General features: G+C 42.0%; 15 protein-coding genes. 7 read left to right on the top strand and 8 right to left on the bottom strand.

All coding sequences use genetic code 11. The features are described from left to right. Positions 1 to 44 precede the first annotated feature (44 nt). Entirely contained in the window at positions 45 to 320 is a 276-nt protein-coding gene (locus tag ACFG4S_RS04820; protein ID WP_392533723.1) for a UBP-type zinc finger domain-containing protein, read from the top strand. 146 nt (positions 321 to 466) lie between these two features. Here the strand turns inward: ACFG4S_RS04820 and ACFG4S_RS04815 are convergent, their stop codons facing one another. Then, a complete protein-coding gene (locus tag ACFG4S_RS04815) occupies positions 467 to 2101 on the bottom strand; it encodes an alpha-D-glucose phosphate-specific phosphoglucomutase (protein WP_392533722.1) in 1635 nt (544 codons plus the stop codon). 65 nt (positions 2102 to 2166) lie between these two features. On the opposite strand from ACFG4S_RS04815, the gene ACFG4S_RS04810 reads away from it, so the two are divergent. Continuing rightward, on the top strand, positions 2167 to 2343 hold the full coding sequence (locus tag ACFG4S_RS04810) for a hypothetical protein (RefSeq protein WP_392533721.1): 177 nt from the start codon (positions 2167 to 2169) through the stop codon (positions 2341 to 2343). Here the strand turns inward: ACFG4S_RS04810 and ACFG4S_RS04805 are convergent. Next, entirely contained in the window at positions 2338 to 2658 is a 321-nt protein-coding gene (locus ACFG4S_RS04805; protein WP_392533720.1) for a DUF1772 domain-containing protein, read from the bottom strand. The genes ACFG4S_RS04810 and ACFG4S_RS04805 overlap by 6 nt on opposite strands. Positions 2659 to 3231: 573 nt before the next feature. Here ACFG4S_RS04805 and ACFG4S_RS04800 point away from each other — a divergent pair. Both ACFG4S_RS04800 and ACFG4S_RS04795 read left to right on the top strand, forming a co-directional pair. Next, entirely contained in the window at positions 3232 to 4011 is a 780-nt protein-coding gene (locus ACFG4S_RS04800; protein ID WP_392533719.1) for a hypothetical protein, read from the top strand. A gap of 150 nt (positions 4012 to 4161) precedes the next feature. After that, on the top strand, positions 4162 to 5154 hold the full coding sequence (locus ACFG4S_RS04795) for a pentapeptide repeat-containing protein (protein WP_392533718.1): 993 nt from the start codon (positions 4162 to 4164) through the stop codon (positions 5152 to 5154). Positions 5155 to 5412: 258 nt separating this feature from the next. Here the strand turns inward: ACFG4S_RS04795 and ACFG4S_RS04790 are convergent, their stop codons facing one another. Then, the gene (locus ACFG4S_RS04790; protein WP_392533717.1) at positions 5413 to 6483 is read right to left on the bottom strand and encodes an LOG family protein; all 1071 of its coding nucleotides are present in this window, start codon (positions 6481 to 6483) and stop codon (positions 5413 to 5415) included. A gap of 449 nt (positions 6484 to 6932) precedes the next feature. Continuing rightward, positions 6933 to 8702: a pentapeptide repeat-containing protein gene (locus ACFG4S_RS04785; protein ID WP_392533716.1), complete on the bottom strand. Its 1770-nt coding sequence runs from the start codon at positions 8700 to 8702 to the stop codon at positions 6933 to 6935. A gap of 755 nt (positions 8703 to 9457) precedes the next feature. On the opposite strand from ACFG4S_RS04785, the gene ACFG4S_RS04780 reads away from it, so the two are divergent. The 3 genes from ACFG4S_RS04780 (at position 9458) to ACFG4S_RS04770 (ending at position 15927) form a co-directional block, all read left to right on the top strand. Further along, positions 9458 to 12415: a zinc-dependent metalloprotease gene (locus ACFG4S_RS04780; RefSeq protein ID WP_392533715.1), complete on the top strand. Its 2958-nt coding sequence runs from the start codon at positions 9458 to 9460 to the stop codon at positions 12413 to 12415. 659 nt (positions 12416 to 13074) lie between these two features. Next, positions 13075 to 14397 (top strand): D-alanyl-D-alanine carboxypeptidase, encoded by a 1323-nt coding sequence (locus ACFG4S_RS04775; RefSeq protein ID WP_392533714.1) that lies wholly within the window; start codon positions 13075 to 13077, stop codon positions 14395 to 14397. A 309-nt stretch (positions 14398 to 14706) separates the two neighbouring features. Then, on the top strand, positions 14707 to 15927 hold the full coding sequence (locus ACFG4S_RS04770) for an HhoA/HhoB/HtrA family serine endopeptidase (protein ID WP_392533713.1): 1221 nt from the start codon (positions 14707 to 14709) through the stop codon (positions 15925 to 15927). A gap of 46 nt (positions 15928 to 15973) precedes the next feature. On the opposite strand, the gene ACFG4S_RS04765 is transcribed toward ACFG4S_RS04770, so the two are convergent. The 4 genes from ACFG4S_RS04765 to ACFG4S_RS04750 all read right to left on the bottom strand — a co-directional run bounded on the left by ACFG4S_RS04765 (position 15974) and on the right by ACFG4S_RS04750 (position 18447). Beyond that, a complete protein-coding gene (locus ACFG4S_RS04765) occupies positions 15974 to 16876 on the bottom strand; it encodes an MBL fold metallo-hydrolase (RefSeq protein WP_392533712.1) in 903 nt (300 codons plus the stop codon). Between the two features lie 11 nt (positions 16877 to 16887). After that, on the bottom strand, positions 16888 to 17271 hold the full coding sequence (gene panD, locus ACFG4S_RS04760) for an aspartate 1-decarboxylase (protein ID WP_392533711.1): 384 nt from the start codon (positions 17269 to 17271) through the stop codon (positions 16888 to 16890). 143 nt (positions 17272 to 17414) lie between these two features. After that, positions 17415 to 17927: an inorganic diphosphatase gene (locus tag ACFG4S_RS04755; RefSeq protein ID WP_392533710.1), complete on the bottom strand. Its 513-nt coding sequence runs from the start codon at positions 17925 to 17927 to the stop codon at positions 17415 to 17417. Positions 17928 to 18258: 331 nt separating this feature from the next. Continuing rightward, positions 18259 to 18447 carry a hypothetical protein gene (locus tag ACFG4S_RS04750; protein WP_392533709.1) on the bottom strand — a complete coding sequence of 63 codons (189 nt, stop codon included), beginning with the start codon at positions 18445 to 18447 and terminating at the stop codon, positions 18259 to 18261. Positions 18448 to 18470: the final 23 nt, after the last annotated feature.

The raw sequence follows: 18470 nt of genomic DNA, 5'->3' as shown, positions 1-18470 counted from the left end.
CAAGTTATGTAAAGAAAGATAAACTCTACTAACAGCAAAACTCTATGTCTTGTCAACATCTCAATCAACTGACTCTGGAAAACCTAATTCACAAAGCCAACTATCCTGTGTTTGAATGTCAGGAGTGTATTCGGCTCAACGATCGCTGGGTACATCTGCGTATTTGCCAGACTTGTGGTAGGATGCTGTGCTGCGACTCTTCCAAAAATCAACATGCACGCCGTCATTATGAAGAGACTGGACATCCGATTATTAGTTCAGCAGAATTAGGAGAAGAATGGCTGTGGTGTTTTGTGGATGGGCAACATAAGAATTATTGATCGATTCCTTTGCATAACTTAATTTATATAGGTTAATTTTCATCAACTAATGGCAATAGTAAGCAAGTTTGTAGTAATAACTTTAGTCTTTATTTTCTAAGCACTAAAATACTTACTACAAACCTTAAAACTAGCTTAACAAAGTACTAAGTGATCACAGTTGGCTGTTCCCGTCCTGTAAGTTCGCGGATCTGGGCTATCTCCTGAGTAATAGTAATTAAAGAAGCAAGTGCTTCCTGTGGATCGAGATCGTGTTTGGCGGGATCTGACTCGTAGCTTTCTAGATAGACTCTGAGGGTTGCACCTTGAGTTCCAGTACCAGAAAGTCGCACCACAATGCGAGAACCATCAGTAAAGCCAATGCGAACACCTTGGTTCTCGCTAATGCTGCCATCAACAGGGTCGGTATAACTAAAGTCATCACTGTATTCAACTTGATAGTTACCGAACTGCTTGCCTTTAAGGTTTGGCAATAAGGAACGCAGTCTTTCTATTAAGGTGTTAGCTGGCACTGTCTCTATTTCTTCATAGTCATGGCGGGAGTAATAATTGCGTCCATAGGTTTGCCAGTGTTCCCGAACAATCTGCTCAACAGATTGTTGTCGGACTGCTAGGATATTTAGCCAAAACAGCACAGCCCATAGCCCATCTTTTTCACGGATATGGTTAGAGCCGGTACCAAAACTTTCTTCACCGCAGAGGGTAGCTTTGCCCGCGTCTAAGAGATTGCCGAAAAACTTCCAGCCAGTGGGTGTTTCATAGGATTCAATGCCAATTTGAGCTGCAACTCGATCCACTGCTTGGCTAGTAGGCATCGATCGCGCTACGCCAGCTAAACCCGAACTATAACCAGGCACTAGCTTGGCGTTGGCGGCTAACACTGCGAGGCTATCGCTAGGCGTAACAAAGAACTTATGCCCTAAGATCATATTGCGATCGCCATCTCCATCAAAAGCCGCCCCAAAGTCGGGCGCATTGTCGCCGTACAAAATATCCACCAACTCATGAGCGTAAACTAAATTTGGGTCAGGGTGTCCGCCGCCAAAGTCTTCTAGGGGTGTACCATTTCGCACAGTTCCCAGTGGTGCGCCCAAACGCTCCTCGAAAATGGCATGGGCATAAGGACCAGCTACCGCGTGTAAGGCATCAATGCTGATGCGAAAATTACCAGAGGTCAAAAGTTGGTGAATCCGTTCAAAATCAAACAGGGACTCCATTAACTCTTGATAATCTTGTACGGAGTCAATCACCTCAACTACCATCTCTCCCAAATGTGACTCACCCAAGGTTTCTAAATCTACATCTGGTGCTTCCAGAATTTGGTAGCTATCAATCACTTTACTGCGATCGTAGATCGCCTCTGTCACCTTTTCCGGCGCTGGTCCACCGTTGCTAATGTTATATTTAACACCAAAGTCACCATTTGGCCCGCCCGGATTATGACTAGCAGATAAGATGATGCCACCAATAGCCTGATACTTGCGAATAATTGCGGAAGTTGCAGGAGTAGATAAAATCCCTCTTTGACCAACTTTAATCCGCCCAATGCCATTAGCCGCAGCCATTTTTAAAATAATTTGAATGGCTTGGCGATTGTAATAACGACCATCACCACCCAGGACTAGAGTTTGCCCCCGCAAGTCCCCCACAGAATCGAAGATGGATTGGACAAAATTTTCCAAGTAGTGGGGTTCCTGAAAAGCCTTAACTGCTTTCCGCAGTCCAGAAGTACCAGGCTTTTGTCCGCTTAAGGGAGTAGTAGAGATTTTATGGATGTTCATAGATAATGTTTAACAAAGCATTTTTCTTTTACAGCTTTGCATAAATAAGTTCGTTAAACAAAAGTATGTATCCAGATGGGCTGAATATTCTTCACTATGTGAACTTGGGCAACAATCAGCGCGAGATCGATGCCGAAACTACACATTATCAATATGACTTTAATTTGGCAAATATTGGCAAGCCCAATTTAGAGGAATTTGCTGGTTGTGTATTAGTTTACCTGTCGTTTTTTGCTTTATGATTGTACACCTCGATAACACAGTGCAATGCTGAAGGATGCCGCTGCCACAAGCGCTGACGCTGCCCGAATGTGATTCCAGATTGTCCAGTTGGTAAGGTAACTAGACCATAAATTTAGCCCGATGGTGCTATTTGGCTCAACCTTCGCCAGCGCATCGTTGAGTGGCACATTGAACACAATAGTCACGCCTAAAGTGCCGACGATATAGAGTAGGCTGCCGAGGAGCAAGTAGGCAGCTCCAGGTTGATACCACCTTAACAATGAGAAGATTGCTAGAAGAATGCAAGCCGCGGCTGTTCCAAATAGCACTATCATAAATAAGGGATTGATCGCCGTAATATTGATGGATTGCATAGCAGTAATACCCTGCGCCGGCTGGAGTCGGGCAAGGGCACTCATGACAAAAGTCGAGAAAGCGAAGAAAACTCCAGCAATCAACCCACAGCCGAGTGCCGCCAAAAGTTTCAATACAAAAAGCAAGTAGTCTAAATTTGTCATAAAGCCAAAGTGTAAATGCGGATGCCGTCTGTGATGTAGTAATATTTGGGATTGCTTTGAAACTGTAGGTATTTCTACATTGTGCCTACTGTAGGCAAAGTCTTTCGATATGACTACACAAGGTAGATAAAAAGGTATAACATAAGACCAGCACTTTCAAAGTTAGTAGAAATTCTCGAAAGTAAATTCCTCTCTAAACCTCTTCTCTATCTGAGAAAACCTCATGCCTGTCCTCAGACTTCCTGCTGTGCTTATGCAGTTAAATAAATAACTTATAAACCACTTTACACGCAGATAATTCTCGGAGAAAAGAGATTTTACGAGTCACGTTGAAAGGGCTAATTTTATCATTTGTTATTATTTTATACTTGTTGTGCCGGAGATTTGCCGATGAAAACTATATCTAGCCTCGATACAGTCACTAAACATTTAGAACAGCATGAAAACTCAAAACGGATTAAAAAATTAATATACTCGGCTTGTAAAAATATTTGGGAGAACGATCAAGAGACGTTAGATCGGTTTAAATTACAAGAATTAATTCAAGAATTATACAGACTAAATCCAACTATCAACAACTTAGATTATACTTTATCTAAAGTTGTAAAAACTCTTAATAAACAGACCGAATATACCTTAATAGCTAGTGTTATTTTTCATGAAATGCAGGAGCTATATGTAACGTCTGAAGAATCAACAGGCATATTAAATCAGCCTCATCAAGAAGCATCAACAGGAATATTATTAAATCAACCTCAAAAAGAAGAACAAATATTTTATAATTCTGGGCAAATATCATTAAATTCTATAGATCAATCTCCAAAGAGCCAAATCAAATATCAATATAATCAGTTTGATTTACGGCAAAATATTATGAAGTATACTAACCCACTTAGGGCTAAAATAGTTCTATTTTCTGCACTTGAGAAAAAATTTAGTTTCCATGAAGAAGACTGGTTGAAACTGAAAGCTGAAAAACTTGATGATTTATTGCTGAGATTATTTAATACTTGTCCAACTATCAGAGCGCTTGAATCTAAACTAAATAATGCTGTTATATCTCTAGGTAAGCCGGATGAAAATATTCAAGCAGCTAGTGCAATTTTACAATCTATGCGAGGTTTATATGGCAATAATCCAGTGCCAACAGATATCAATAATTTAAGATAAATACATATCCAGAGATGAAAAAACTAGTTAACTCTTCTTTGGAAATTTGAGTCAAAAATTGTTAATTTATAGTACAAATACCAAATAAGAATGACACTTTGTTGATATTGAGAAATCTGGAATATTTATGGTAATTTATAAGGGAAAAACATGGATGCTAATGAGCTTATTAAGCGATATGAAAATGGTGAAACAAAATTTATTGAAGCCAACTTAAATGGCGTAAATTTGTTTGGTGCAGATTTAATCGGTATATCTTTAAATAAAGCAGATTTAGGTAATGCTATCTTAATTTTTAGCTATCTAAATCGGGGAATCCTGAATAAGGCAAATCTAGTTTGTACAAAGCTAAGTGGTGCTAACCTCAATCAGGCAAGTTTAATCAGTGCCAACTTGCATGATGCTAATTTACATGGTGCAACTTTGCAGGGTGCTGATTTGCGTTATGCAAATTTAACTTTGGCATATATGCTAGATACTAACTTGATGAATGCCGATTTGCGTGGTGCAGATTTGAGTGGGGCAAATTTAACTGGTGCGTGCTTATGTGGCGCTAATCTGCGAGAAGAAAAGAGAATGTACTCTGCTAGTCTACGGGGTGCTAACCTCCATAAGGCTGACCTGCGGGGTGCTGATTTAACTGGTGTAGACTTATCTAAAGTTGATTTGAGTGGTGCTAACTTAAGTGAAGCAACGCTACGTTATGCCGATTTGAGTGATGCCAACTTGAGTGAAGCGATTTTGCATAATGCATCTTTGTCAGATACTAACATCGCAGGTGCTAATTTAAAAAGTGCTAACCTGATGAACGCCAGATTGGAACGGTCAAATCTCATTGATGCCGTACTTACAGATGTTAACTTGTATGGTGCGATTATGGCAGATGCTAAACTGACTAGATGCCAGATGAGTGAAGTAAACCTAAGTTTTGCAAGGCTAAATAGAGTTGATTTAAGTCGAGCTAACCTGCGTCAGGCTAATCTTACTGAAATAGACTTGGTTGATGCCTATCTTGCTAGGGCAGACTTGACTGGTGCTAATTTAAGTAAAGCAAATCTGATCAGAGCAGAAATGAGTAGTACAAATTTGACAGGTGCAAATTTGCGTGGTGCGGTCATGCCTGATGGAACAATTAACGACTAAAAATATAGCGGTAAATCATTTTCACTCTTGGGATTTTAGCTTGGGTATTAGGCTGGATCTGTCAAAAATAAAATATTGGGGTGTGGATGGATTTTTCCACCCACAAATGCTAGCTTGAAAATAGTGGCTAGGGAGTACAAATTTTCATGCTTAGTTGTGGGTTTTTGCCGTGAGTAGCTGACTAAAAAAACCAAGTATCAAGAAGTTCATTCCCTATTCTCTATTTCATCCCTTATTTATCTACGCAGTTGATGATCCCTATTTTCTTTCTGGATGTGCTGCATCTTCTGGTGAAGGAGTACCCATCTGATTAATTGTGGCAATCATCTGATACAAGCGCCCCAAGTCGCGCTGATTGAAGTACAAAATCAGCCGGGGTAGTTCAACAGTTTCATCTTGGGCTTCTTGTGGTAATGCCTGACTTTTTTGAATTCGTCCTTGAACAAGGATATCGCTAAAATTAGCATTGAGTTGCTCTACAAGAATATCTGATATATTTGTCTTGAGGCGGATGACTAACTGATTCCCTACATATCGACACGAGTGATAAACCTGGTAAAAACGAGTAATGGCATCGCAAGCCACATCTAGGTTATCTGTGACCGTGTAAAGGCTGGGATCTTCAGGACTGACAAGACCATTTTGTACTAATTGCTTATCAATATATTCGCTCCAAGAGCGCCAGTAATCACCACCAGGGTGGTCAATTAAAACTAGAGGTACAGGGCCAAATTTACCAGTTTGGCTTAATGTCATACATTCAAAAGCTTCATCTTGAGTGCCAAATCCGCCAGGAAATAAGGCGACAGCATCACTTTCTTTGAGGAGAAACAGCTTGCGGGTAAAGAAATATTTGAAGTTAATTAGCTTGCGATCGCCTTCTATAAAAGGGTTCGCTTCCTGCTCAAAGGGTAACTGAATGTTTAATCCAAAGGAATTTTCTCGCCCGGCACCTTCGTGACCTGCTTGCATGATTCCACCACCACCACCGGTCATCACCATAAATCCTAATTGAGAAATAGTACGAGCAAACTCAACCGCCATTTGGTATTCTGGTGTATCTGCTGCTAGACGAGCAGAACCAAAAATAGTGACTTTGCGAATGTGTCGATAATCATAAAAAAGCTGGAAACCTCGCTCCATATCTGCTAACGCAGCTGACAAGATTTTCCAATCGAGACGCTCAATTTCGGTATCAGCAAGCCGAACAATCGTAGCAAGTGCTTGTTGAATAAGTTGCTGATTTTTTAATGTGGGTAGACGAACGATCAATTCAGCGATATCCGCCTGTAAAGACTCTAATGTGTCAAACGACGCAGATGAGGTCATGAGAACTGCCGGAACAATGGCACTATATTTTACGTGAACAACTTACACTCTAGCAAGCGGGATATACCCCTCTGATGTCCAGTTGGCATTCTCAGGAGTGGCTTTGAGATAAGCTGTTACGCATTTAATTTGTACATTTACCTGATGACTGATGACTGTTAACCGTTAACCCTCAATAGTTAACAGTCAACGACCATCAAGAGTGTTTATATACTTTAAGACGCGCATCAGCTTAGTATCAGCTAATCCGCCTTTAAGTTGCATAATCCTTAGCCTCAGAAAGATGCAGGGATACAATTGGAATGATTCTTATACCAATTCAATTAATGATTGCAACACATCCTTGGGTAAGGATGGTCTATTTGTGGCATTCTTTTTTCAAATTGGTATTAGCTTATTCGTGAGGGTCTCTTAACTCTCATCCTCCTTATTTCCCCGATCCTTCTCCCTTACTTCAGCCCCAATTCTTCTTTCAATGCCTCCGGCACATTAACTGCTGTCTCTAACCCCCGTACACCTTCCCACTGCTGCTTTTGACCCCAGGTCATTTCTTCCATATTGGCGTCGCTGAGGTCAGCACCTCCCAGAATGGCGTAGCTGAGATTACTATGTCTAAGATCTGCACCATTGAGGATAGCACCGCTAAGGTTACTGCCACTGAGGTTAGCACTATTAAGGTTGGCATAGCTGAGGTCTGTGCCAAACAGGATAGCGTCGGTGAGGTCGGCACCACTCAAGTCGGCGTCGTTGAGAATCACACCGCTGAGGTCGGCTTCGTTCAAAATCACCCGACTCAGGTCTACACCACTGAGGTCTGCACCTAAGAACATAGCACCGTTAAGTCTCGCGTCGTTCAGCTTGGCGCCATTGAGTTTGGCGTAACTGAGATCGGCGGCGAGGAGGATGGCGCTACTAAGGTTGGTACTGAAAAGAATTGTGTCACTGAGGTTAGTACCGTTGAGGATGGCGTGACTCAAATCAGCTCCGCTGAGGTCACCACGGCAAAGGTCAGCATGGCTGAAATTGGTATTTCTGAGGTTGGCGTCACTTAAATTTGCGCCGAAAAGGATGGCGTTGCTGAGGTCGGCACAGTTAAGGTCGGTGCTGCTGAGGTCAGCGCGGCTGAGGTCGGCGCGGCTGAGGTCGGCGCGGCTGAGGTTGGCGCTACTAAGGTCGGCGCGGCTGAGATTGGCTCCGCTGAGGTTAGCACAGCTAAAGTTAGCACCGCTGAGATTGGCGCTACTGAGGTCAGCACCGCTGAGGTTGGCACCGCTGAGATTCGCACCGCTAAAGTTGGCGTCACCAAGGTTGGCATCACTGAGATTCGCACAGGTGAAGTTGACGCCAGTTAGGTTGGCATCACCCAAGTAAGCGTGGCTGAGGTTAGCACCGCTAAAGTCTGCTCCAGTTAGGTTAGCATCGCCCAGGTAAGCACCGGTAAAGTTGCCACCTTTGAGGAATTGCCCAACGATACTGCTAAAGTTGCCAATGTCTAGGGCATCGCTATAATTAATGATTCGCAGTAGTTTAGATGTGAAAAAATTGTCTGTGTCTGGTTTGGCAGATGGATAGAAGGTAATTTTTTCTTTGAGTTGATCTTGTTGTTGGGTATGACGATGTAACTCTAATAGTAAAATCAGTACATTTAGCCCTGTATATATATCTATTTCTCTGAGGGCGATCGCCATATTTTTTTCTGCCATCCGTAACATTTTTTTCTGAGGCAGGTTATCTTCTGGTCTGGCATCGATAAATTCTCCCTGACACCAACGACGATAAAAATCTTCTAGTCGCGAGAAAAGTAGTTCTAGGCGAATTTTTTGACCTGTAACTACTAATTCCATGAGTTCTTGGACTATTTCTGGTTTGAGCGCACCGTTACCCAGTAAATCATAAAGCTCTTCATGCATCTGGCGATCGCATACTCCAAAACAAAACCCAGAAGATTGTGTACCCAATATCTTCTCATCTATCTTAGAAGTCAAACTTTTACTCAGCCTTGTCCATTTTTCTAAGCTTGTTTGCAGTTTTTCCGATGATAAATATTCCTGTAAATTATCTTGAGCAAATTTAACGTTTTGATCTGTTTCTTGAATAATTTTTCTTCGAGGCAAAACTGTTTGGGTTTCTATAGATGTCTTCTTTGGCATCTCTTGTAACCTTGTACCCCTCACATAATTTATCAGCAGCTTCCAGACTTGAGATAAATAGGTTGACATTTCTGTGCCTGTTGATACATTTAAAGTAATTGTTTTGATAATCGCGAACTCAAAAATTTTTTTCTGTTAGTTTGCTTTTCATGCTTAAACATTCAGTATAAAGAAATACTCATTGTCCTGATACGTTTAGTAATGGCTTTGCTCAAGGTCTTTACTAGAAGGCGGCTTCAGCCCCAAACTACTTCTAGTGATGTAAATAAAGTGTCATCTGAAAAATTATTTCTAAAATGACATAATTCTGAAGCTTTGGCGAATATGTTATATTTTTTTTCCAAGATATTTACTACTCTGATGTAAAAATAATACTTACTCTTAGTGAGAGACGCAATTGTTAGGAAAAATCCTACTGTAAAACAATGCAAGAACGCGGAAAAATGGCAACCAAAATTGAAGTCAAAGTTTGCTGCTTGATATAAAACGGGTATTTAAAGAGCTAACTCTGAACGCGCAACAGGCAACAGGGGGTTTTGGTTCGGGTCTAAATCCCTAACCAAAACGTACACTGGTAAGCTAATCGCCTTGAAGTTGCATAATCCTTGGCCTCAGAAAGACGCTCTTATGCGGAGAATGGGTGACGAGGGGATGCAATTGGAATGATTCTTAGCTTATTCCTGAGGGTCTCTGACTCCTGGATAAAGAACAGCAAATAGGAAAAACTGTTTCTGTTTTCTTTTTTTGATAAATCGGCAGAGGAAGATTGGTTTTCTTAGCAAAACTTAAAAATTAACTAGGGATAATTATCGGGGATAGATGGGATGAACAGATTCAGCTTTTATATAATTTTGTTACAGGGTTTGTTTTTAGGAATAGCAACGGCTAGCGCCAAGTCGGTTTCTGCGAATGGAGTTAATCTAGAAGTCTCTACCAACCATCAGACAGTCTTAGTCCCAACCAAAATCTCAGCTTTATCATCAGACAATATTAATATCCCTAATCAACAGAGGCTAACCGCAGGTCATGTTTGGGTGGTTAATCACAATAAACCTGCACAGCCTCAAAGTTTTATTTGGTTAGTAAAAGATCCTAAAAAAGCAGGACAGCAACCATTTTTGGAAGTTGCAAAACCCCCAGAAAAACCAAATACTAAGCCTAAGCCTGGTGCTAAACCAGAAACCAAGGATGATTTAGAGTCATTTGATGAAGTAGTGAAAGACACTGTTAAACAGACAGGATTGTTTACTCTTTATCGTAATAAAGAAAAGAATAAAATTTATTTAGAAATTAAACCAGAGCAACTAAATAAAAATTACCTAGCTGCGGCCACGTTGGAATCAGGCATTGGCGAACGAGGTATTTACAGCGGTATGCCTCTGCAAGATTTTTTGTTTTATTTCCAACGAGTGGATAATAATTTACACTTTGTGATTCGTAATGTGAATTTTCGAACTCGTGATGGAGATCCGCAAGTGCGATCGCTTGCCCGTTCTTTTAGTGACTCTGTTCTCTATAATATTTCCATTAAAAGCATTCATCCGCAACGCAAAACCATTCTCATTGACCTGAGTGATTTATTACTCACAGACTTGGCTGGATTATCTGTAAGTTTAGGAATTCCAGGAGCTACAGATCAGTCATATTTTGGTACTTCTAAAGCTTTTCCCCAGAACATAGAAGTGGAATCAGTTTTAAATTTCTCTGGTGGCGCTGGTAAAGACAGTGAAGTGCCAAGCTTTGCTTCGCTAGCTGACAATCGTGGCTTTACGTTACGCCTTCACTACAGTCTTTCTCAATTACCTGAGAAAAATTATCGCCCCCGTATTGCCGACGATCGCGTTGGCTATTTCATTACTGCCTATCAAGATTTATCCAAAGACGATCGCGGCGATTCTTTTGTCCGTTACATCAATCGGTGGGATTTGGAAAAAGAAGACCCGAAAGCAGCAATTTCTCGTCCCAAAAAACCTATTGTCTTTTGGATTGATAACGCTGTACCTTTAGAGTACCGCGATGCCATGAAAGAAGGCGTCCTGATGTGGAACAAAGCCTTTCTCAAAGCCGGATTCAAGGATGCAATTGAAGTCCGCCAAATGCCAGATGACGCCACATGGGACCCAGCAGATATTCGTTACAACACGATTCGCTGGATTAATACAGTCGATGGATACTTTGCAATGGGGCCATCCCGCGTTAACCCCTTAACTGGAGAAATCTTGGATGCAGATATTCTCGTCGATGCCAGCTTTGTCAGGGCATTGAAGAGTGAATATCGTAAAATCGTCCAACCCAGCCAAACAGAAAATCGCACTACTTTATCGGCATTGATGCAAAATCGTCTAGTTTGCGCCAATGGTTTAAATGCCAAAGATAATGGTACGACTCAGAAAACGCAAACACAACAGGAGTTGTTAAATCGTTTATCGAAAATGGCAAGCGAGTACGATTTATGCTATGGCATGGAAGCTGCTAATCAGTTTGCCTTGGGTTCCCTGGCAATGACGCTGCTGCCAGATACCATACCCAATGAAGACCAAGTAAAGGAATATATCAATCAATATTTACGTTTAATCATCGCTCACGAAGTTGGACATACACTTGGTTTACGTCATAATTTCCGGGGTAGTACGTTGCTACCACCAGATGAGATGAATAATACGGAAATTACCAAAACAAAAGGTCTGACAACTTCCGTAATGGACTATATTCCCCCAAATATTGCCCCTCAAGGGACAAAGCAGGGAGATTATTTTCCCAGTATGGTGGGGCCTTATGATGAATGGGCGATTAAGTACGGCTACATCCCAATTCAGACATCAACTCCCATAGCCGAAAAGCCAATTTTGTCAGAAATTGCTGCCCAATCCTACAAGCCAGAGTTGAGTTATTCCACAGATGAAGATATATATGACCTTGACCCCACTGCTAATGCTTGGGATAACAGCGGCAATGTGCTGCTTTATTCTCAGTGGCAATTGAATAATTCGCGGGTAATGTGGGAACGTCTCGATAAACGTTTCCCGATGGCTGGCGATAGTTACAGCGATGTCAGCGAACGTTTTAGCACAGTATTGGGTAACTATTTCCAGCAGATATATTTCACCACAAAATACATTGGGGGACAGTCTTTCTATCGTATTCATCCCAGCGAGATACCTTCTGGAGTTACCCAACACCGATTACCATTTGAATCAGTACCTGTTGAAGAACAACGACAAGCCTTAAAAACGCTGCAAAAATATGTATTTGCAGAAGATGCCTTGAGTTTTTCACCAGATCTATTAAATAAATTAGCCCCCTCTCGTTGGCGACATTGGGGTAGTTATCCCCAAGTTGGCCGTTTGGATTTTCCAATTCATGATTTGGTGCTATTGATGCAGAGTTCAGTATTGCGAGATTTACTCTCAGGCGATCGCCTTTCCCGTCTCAAGGATATTGAACTCAAAACTCACGAGGGACAAGCGCTGACTCTACCAGAACTATTTGACACTTTGCAGTCAGATATTTGGACGGAAGTCATCAAACCAAAAGCTAAACCAATGAAAATTACCAGTTTGCGGCGGGGTTTGCAACGCGAATACCTGGATATTTTGACAGCTATGGTTTTACGGAAAGAATATGTTCCAGAAGATGCTCGGACTTTGGCATGGTATAAACTCAAACAACTAGACGACAAACTCAAGGAGGTTAATTCTGAGGATGAATACACCAAAGCCCACTTATTAGAAACACGCGATCGCATTGAGAAAGTCTTAAATGCGCCATTGCAAGCGAATTAAAAAAGTTAAAGTTGTGGAGACGCGATTAATCGCGTCTCTTGGGCATTGATAATAGGCTACAGCATCAATAGACCTCTTGCAAAAGTGCTTTTTGCAAGAGGTGGGAAAAGGGGAAGGGGAAAATACAAAACCTTTTCCCCTTTCCCCCGCCCCTTATCCCCTTCTTGGGACCCCACCTTCCCCTTTTCCCGACTTCTGCAAGAAGTCTAATTAATTCCTACTCTGCTAAGGGATGAAATATCACATTTTTCATGGCAAAGACGCACGAATTTGCTGAAAAAACTTTTTGGCAGAAATATCGCTAAGTTTACCGCTATTCATTTCTCTATTGCACCGTTTGCCTATCTAATTAATAAGATTTTAAAAGAGGCTTTGAAGAGTCAATTAGTGTATATAAAGTATTGTCAAATTTTTCAGAAAAAATGATTAAATGTGGCGAGTAAATTCACCTTGCCTCCTTTATACTGACTTTCCAGACACGTAGCTCTAAGAATCTGCCTTTTTTTGTAAAAGGTATAACGAAAACAATGTGATTGAACTGACTTTCAGATGTAAAATGCACCAGTTACGATCGCCCAGTGCTGATCGGGATAAAAAAGCGTGTATATTAGCACAGGAAATAATATAGAACATCCTAAACGGAGATAGAGGAATAAAACATGCTCGAAATACTCGGTTCTGGTTTGGTGTCACTTTGGCTGGAAATGGCTGGGGTACAAATCACACCTCTAGATGCAATAGAAGCATTGACTTGGCAAAGTACCCCAGGCTTAGTTCTAGCCCCCGATCCAAATCCAACTGGGGCGACTACGGTGGAGGCATACTTAAAGCAGTTAATAACATCAAAGGTAGTGGGGCAAAATCTGGCTGAGAGTCAGGGCATTTGGATGCAGTCGGGACCAATGCTGATGGCAAATCACCAAGGTACAACGCCTTTACCAGCTGCTTCTTTAACCAAAATTGCTACTTCATTAGTTGCTTTGAAAACTTGGGGGCCAGACCACCAATTTGATACTTTGGTGAGTATCACAGGACCAGTGGTAAATGGAGTAGTGCAAGGGGATTTGGTAATTGCTGGTGGTGGCGATCCCATGTTTGTTTGGGAAGAAGCGATCGCCCTTGGCAATACTCTGAATAAGATGGGTATCAACCAGGTAAAAGGTAATTTGGTTATTACTGGCAATTTTGCCATGAATTTCCAACGTTTGCCCTTGCTGGCGGGTCTGATGCTCAAGCAAACACTAAATTCTAGCACTTGGGGTCGGCCTGCTATTTACACATACTCAATCATGCCCAAGGGAACACCCAAACCAAAACTTGTGATTGCAGGTGGTGTTAAATTTGAACCACAACCAAACTCTCAACAAACTTTGTTACTCCGCCATCGTTCATTGCCTTTGAAGCAACTAATGAAGGAAATGAACGTTTACAGTAATAACGATATGGCAGAGATGTTAGCAGACTCAGTGGGCGGAGCTGCTGTAGTCCAATCAACGGCTGCTTACCTGGCGAGGGTACCCCAATCGGAAATTCAGTTAATCAATGGTTCTGGATTGGGACCAGAAAATCGGATTTCCCCTAGAGCTGTGTGTGCTATGTTGATGGCTATTCAAGGAGAAGCAAATGTCCATCAACTGAATTTGGCTGACTTGTTTCCTATGTCTGGATTTGATCGCCGAGGAACAGTACACACCAGACATATTCCCCCGGCGACGGTAATTAAAACTGGCACTCTCCGGGATGTTAGCGCATTAGCTGGAGTTATGCCTACCCGCGATCGCGGTTTGGTTTGGTTTGCAATCATTAACCGCGGGACAAATGTCTGGGGTTTACGTACTGGACAAGACCAACTTTTGCAACGTGTTGTCCAACAATTACAATTACCTGCAACCGTTCCTACTGCCCTTACTCCCCACTCAGCCATCAACTCTTTACCGGAATTAGGCGCAGCCAGCCGCAATGAAATCTTGTTCAAAGGTTAGTTTATTCTCCAGAGTCATTATTTCATCAAGCATTGAGTCAAAAATTAAGCATTTCTGTAACCTATTACTACCTGCCAAAAATGTAGTTTTATTAGTAACCTCCAAGATTTATGGGTAAAACCCGAACTTGTAAAGGGCAAATCCCCATAATAGCTTTTGAGTTGAATTTTCCATTAACTTGATTATAGATAGTTCGTAAAATGCCTAACCCCAATACTCGGAAAAGCAAGCGAAACACCAACTAGAAATAACTGTAAATAGATTTGTCAGGGCTAAGTAACAATTAATCTTCTAAATTAGGTTGTGATTATGCGATTTCCCAAACTGCCCAGGACTATACGTCAACTCACTACTCATGTATTAGCGATCGCTCTAGGAGTTCTACTAACAGTCAACACAGTACAGGTGTTACCCTCCCAAGCCGAACCAGCGCTCACTCTCACTGCTGGGGATACTTCCCAAGCGATCGCCCAAGGACAATCACCAGCCGCCGCTGCCATTGGTAGTACTAGCTTTGTCACCGCAGCAGTAAATCGTGTCGGCGCAGCAGTTGTCCGAATTGATACTGAGCGGACAATTACTCGTCGCATCGATCCATTTTTTGAACAAGACCCATTTTTCCGTCGCTTTTTTGGGGAGAATCTGCCCCAACAAATGCCTTCCCAAGAGCAGTTGCGGGGTTTAGGCTCAGGTTTCATTATTGACAAAACTGGGTTAGTTCTGACTAATGCCCATGTAGTTGATAAAGCTGATAAGGTAACAGTCCGGCTCAAAGATGGCCGCACCTTTGAAGGCAAAGTTCAAGGTATTGATGAAGTTACAGATTTAGCAGTAGTCAAAATTAACGCTGGTGACAATTTACCAGTAGCCACCTTAGGTTCTTCCAATAATGTACAGGTAGGAGACTGGGCGATCGCAGTTGGTAATCCTTTGGGATTTGATAACACCGTTACATTAGGAATTGTTAGTACTTTAAAACGTTCCAGCGCCCAAGTTGGCATTAGTGACAAACGTTTGGACTTCATTCAAACAGACGCCGCGATTAACCCCGGTAACTCCGGTGGACCACTGTTAAATGGTCGTGGTGAAGTAATTGGCATCAACACAGCCATTCGCCCTGATGCGATGGGTATTGGCTTTGCCATTCCCATTGATAAAGCCAAAGCGATCGCCTCTGTCCTCCAACGTGATGGCAAAGTTGTTCACCCGTATTTAGGTGTGCAAATGCTAACTTTGACACCCGATCTTGCCAAGCAAAATAACACCGATCCCAACTCTCCTATTCAGATACCAGAAGTTAATGGTGTTGTTGTAATCCAAGTTGTTCCCAATTCTCCAGCTGCATCTGCGGGTATCCGACGCGGTGATGTAATTGTTCAAGTTGATGGTCAACCAATTACCAGCGCTGAACAATTGCAGAATTTTGTGGAAGAGAGTCGCCTTGGTCAAATATTAAAGGTAAAAGTCCAACGAGGTAATCAAACACAGCTGCTTTCTGTACGTACAGCTCAATTGCAAAATGCTTCGTAAGGGCAATATAGCCGAATTTAATTGTGTCATTAGTCATTTGTAAATACTAATGATTAATGACCAATACAAGACCTTCATGAGCTAGTAATGCTTCAGGAAAAGCAGATTTAATATCAACTTGAACTTGGTCAAGAAAATCATCGTGGTCATCTGGGTGATGATGACAGATGACTAACCGTTTGACGCCAGCACTCAGAGCCACATTTACCGCAGCTTGCCAAAGTAAATCAGCAGAGTCATGGTTGTGAGATGTCGGAGGAGTGTAGGTGGCATTGGCAATCAATAAGTCAACACCTTGAACGAACTCTGAAATCCTCTCTCGCTCTGCTTGCTCTGCATTTTGCTGCAAATCCGTGACGTAGGCAACACTATATTTTTGCCAACTGACTCGGTAACCAGCTGACCGTTGAGTTTGATTAATTAATGCAGTTGTAACGGTAACATCATCTAGCTTCACCTCACTGTCTGGAGTCAGATTGTAAAACTGTAATTCCGACTGCATTACCTGTAAAGGGTAAGGAAAATGTGGCTGGAGCATCTGATCGTACAGACATTGTTTAATTGAGGCTCCATTTGAGGCCGCTGAACCGTAAATATGGAAGCAATTTTCGCCAATAAATGCAGGAGCAAAAAAGGGAAACCCTTGAATCCGGTTTGCTTGAGAATTGGTAAAAAATAAGTGGGCTTCTAGTGCTTTTTGCACTTCTTGCCAAGTTTTACCCAGTATACGTAAGCCGGTACCGCCATCAAAAATCAAGTGTTTCCCACCTACATGCATTTCTACACAGGCGGTATTGCCACCATAACGACTGGTGTTACTGCTGGGAGTGGGAATTAAACCCCGTACACCCCAAAATTGCACTAGAAACTCACCTGCGGGACTATTTAGCAGGGTAGTTAATTTTTCAGGTAGATCGCTCTGGGAACCCGACAACTCAAAATTTGACATTTTTCTTGAAATTAGACCTCACTGAGCAGGTCATCGTAACGCCGTACTTCTAAGAGCCTGTTTTTTTCGTCCACAATGACTACTGTAGGAGAGTAACTTTTTAACTCTTCTGGAGTGAACTGCCCGTAAGTCATTATAATCAAGCGATCGCCAATAATGCCTAGACGTGCCGCAGCCCCATTTAGCTCAATTATTCCTGAATTAGCTGGAGCCGGGATTGCATAGGTAATAAAGCGTTCGCCATTGGCATTATTCACTACTTGCACTTGCTCATAGGGTAAAATGCCAGCTTTTTCTAGAAGGACTCGATCGATGCTGATACTACCCACATAGTTGATATTAGCCCCAGTGAGGGTGCAGTTGTGAATTTTTGCCAAAAGGATAGTACGCTGCATTTTGGTTTGGGGTTGGTGGCAGTTTTTGGAGCCTTAACAAGGGAAAGTTATCAAAGCTAGGAGTAGAGACGCGATTAATCGCGTCTGTAAAGGAGTTAGGAATAAAAATTCATAACTCTTAACTTCTAACTCCTTACCTTCTATTATCCTCTATAAGCTTTGACAGATTTTTCTACTAAAGCTGCAACCTTGTCTACATCTTGCCAACCGAGAATTTCAGTCACCTTTTTTTCCAAATTTTTATAACTACGGAAAAATTCAGCGATTTCATCTAAACGGTGTGGTGCTAAGTCTTTCAGGGATCTTACTTGGGCGTAGCGTGGATCTTTGTCTGGAACACAAAGAATTTTTTCATCGCGATCGCCCCCGTCAATCATCTCCAAAAAGCCAATAGGCCGCGCAGCAATAATACAGCCTGGAAAGGTTGGCTCATCAATTATGACCATGCCATCTAGGGGATCGCCATCATCAGCCAAAGTATTTGGTACAAAGCCATAGTCATAGGGATATTTGACCGACGAATAAAGTACTCGGTCTAGAGCAAAAGCTTCTAGTTCCTTGTCGTATTCGTATTTATTTTTACTCCCGCCTGTAATTTCAATCAGAACGTTGATTAGACCGGGTTTTGGTTGGGCAGGAATACGAGATAAGTCCACAAAAAACTCCTCTGATAACAGTGAATTATGGGGGCACTCAGCTTCGCTCCCCGTGTAGAATTTTAGGGCAATATGGATCTCTTCCCAAGAGATTGGGCATTAGGAGTGCTGAGTTAAGAGTTAGTATTATCTCCTTTGCCCCTCTCTTTGCCCCTCTGCTCCCTCATCACCCTCATCCAACCCCTCACTCACTTGAATTATCCAAACAATGGAAAAAGCGTTGCGAGAAAACTACGCAACGCTTTTTCCAAGAGGATAGTACGGATATCCCTCACCCTTTTTATTTTTCTTTAACGAGTGCCTTTCAACTTTTTAGTTTTGCCTTATTTGGTCAATCTTTATTTCCTTGTAGATTTTGGATCGTCGGTTGCTGGTTATTTTGAACATCGCTTGAAGAATAGTGGGCGATGACAAAGACTGGTAGGGTCAGAGTTAAGAGAGCGATCGCAGTTCCCACAATATCTGCCAAACGGTTGGAATATGTGTCGGCAGAATTGGCAGACTGGCTATTTGAATTCATACAAAATTGAAGTTATTCGGATC

The sequence above is a fragment of the Nostoc sp. C117 genome (assembly GCF_043099735.1).
Taxonomy (GTDB): domain Bacteria; phylum Cyanobacteriota; class Cyanobacteriia; order Cyanobacteriales; family Nostocaceae; genus Nostoc.
This window is presented reverse-complemented; position numbering and strand designations above follow the sequence as displayed.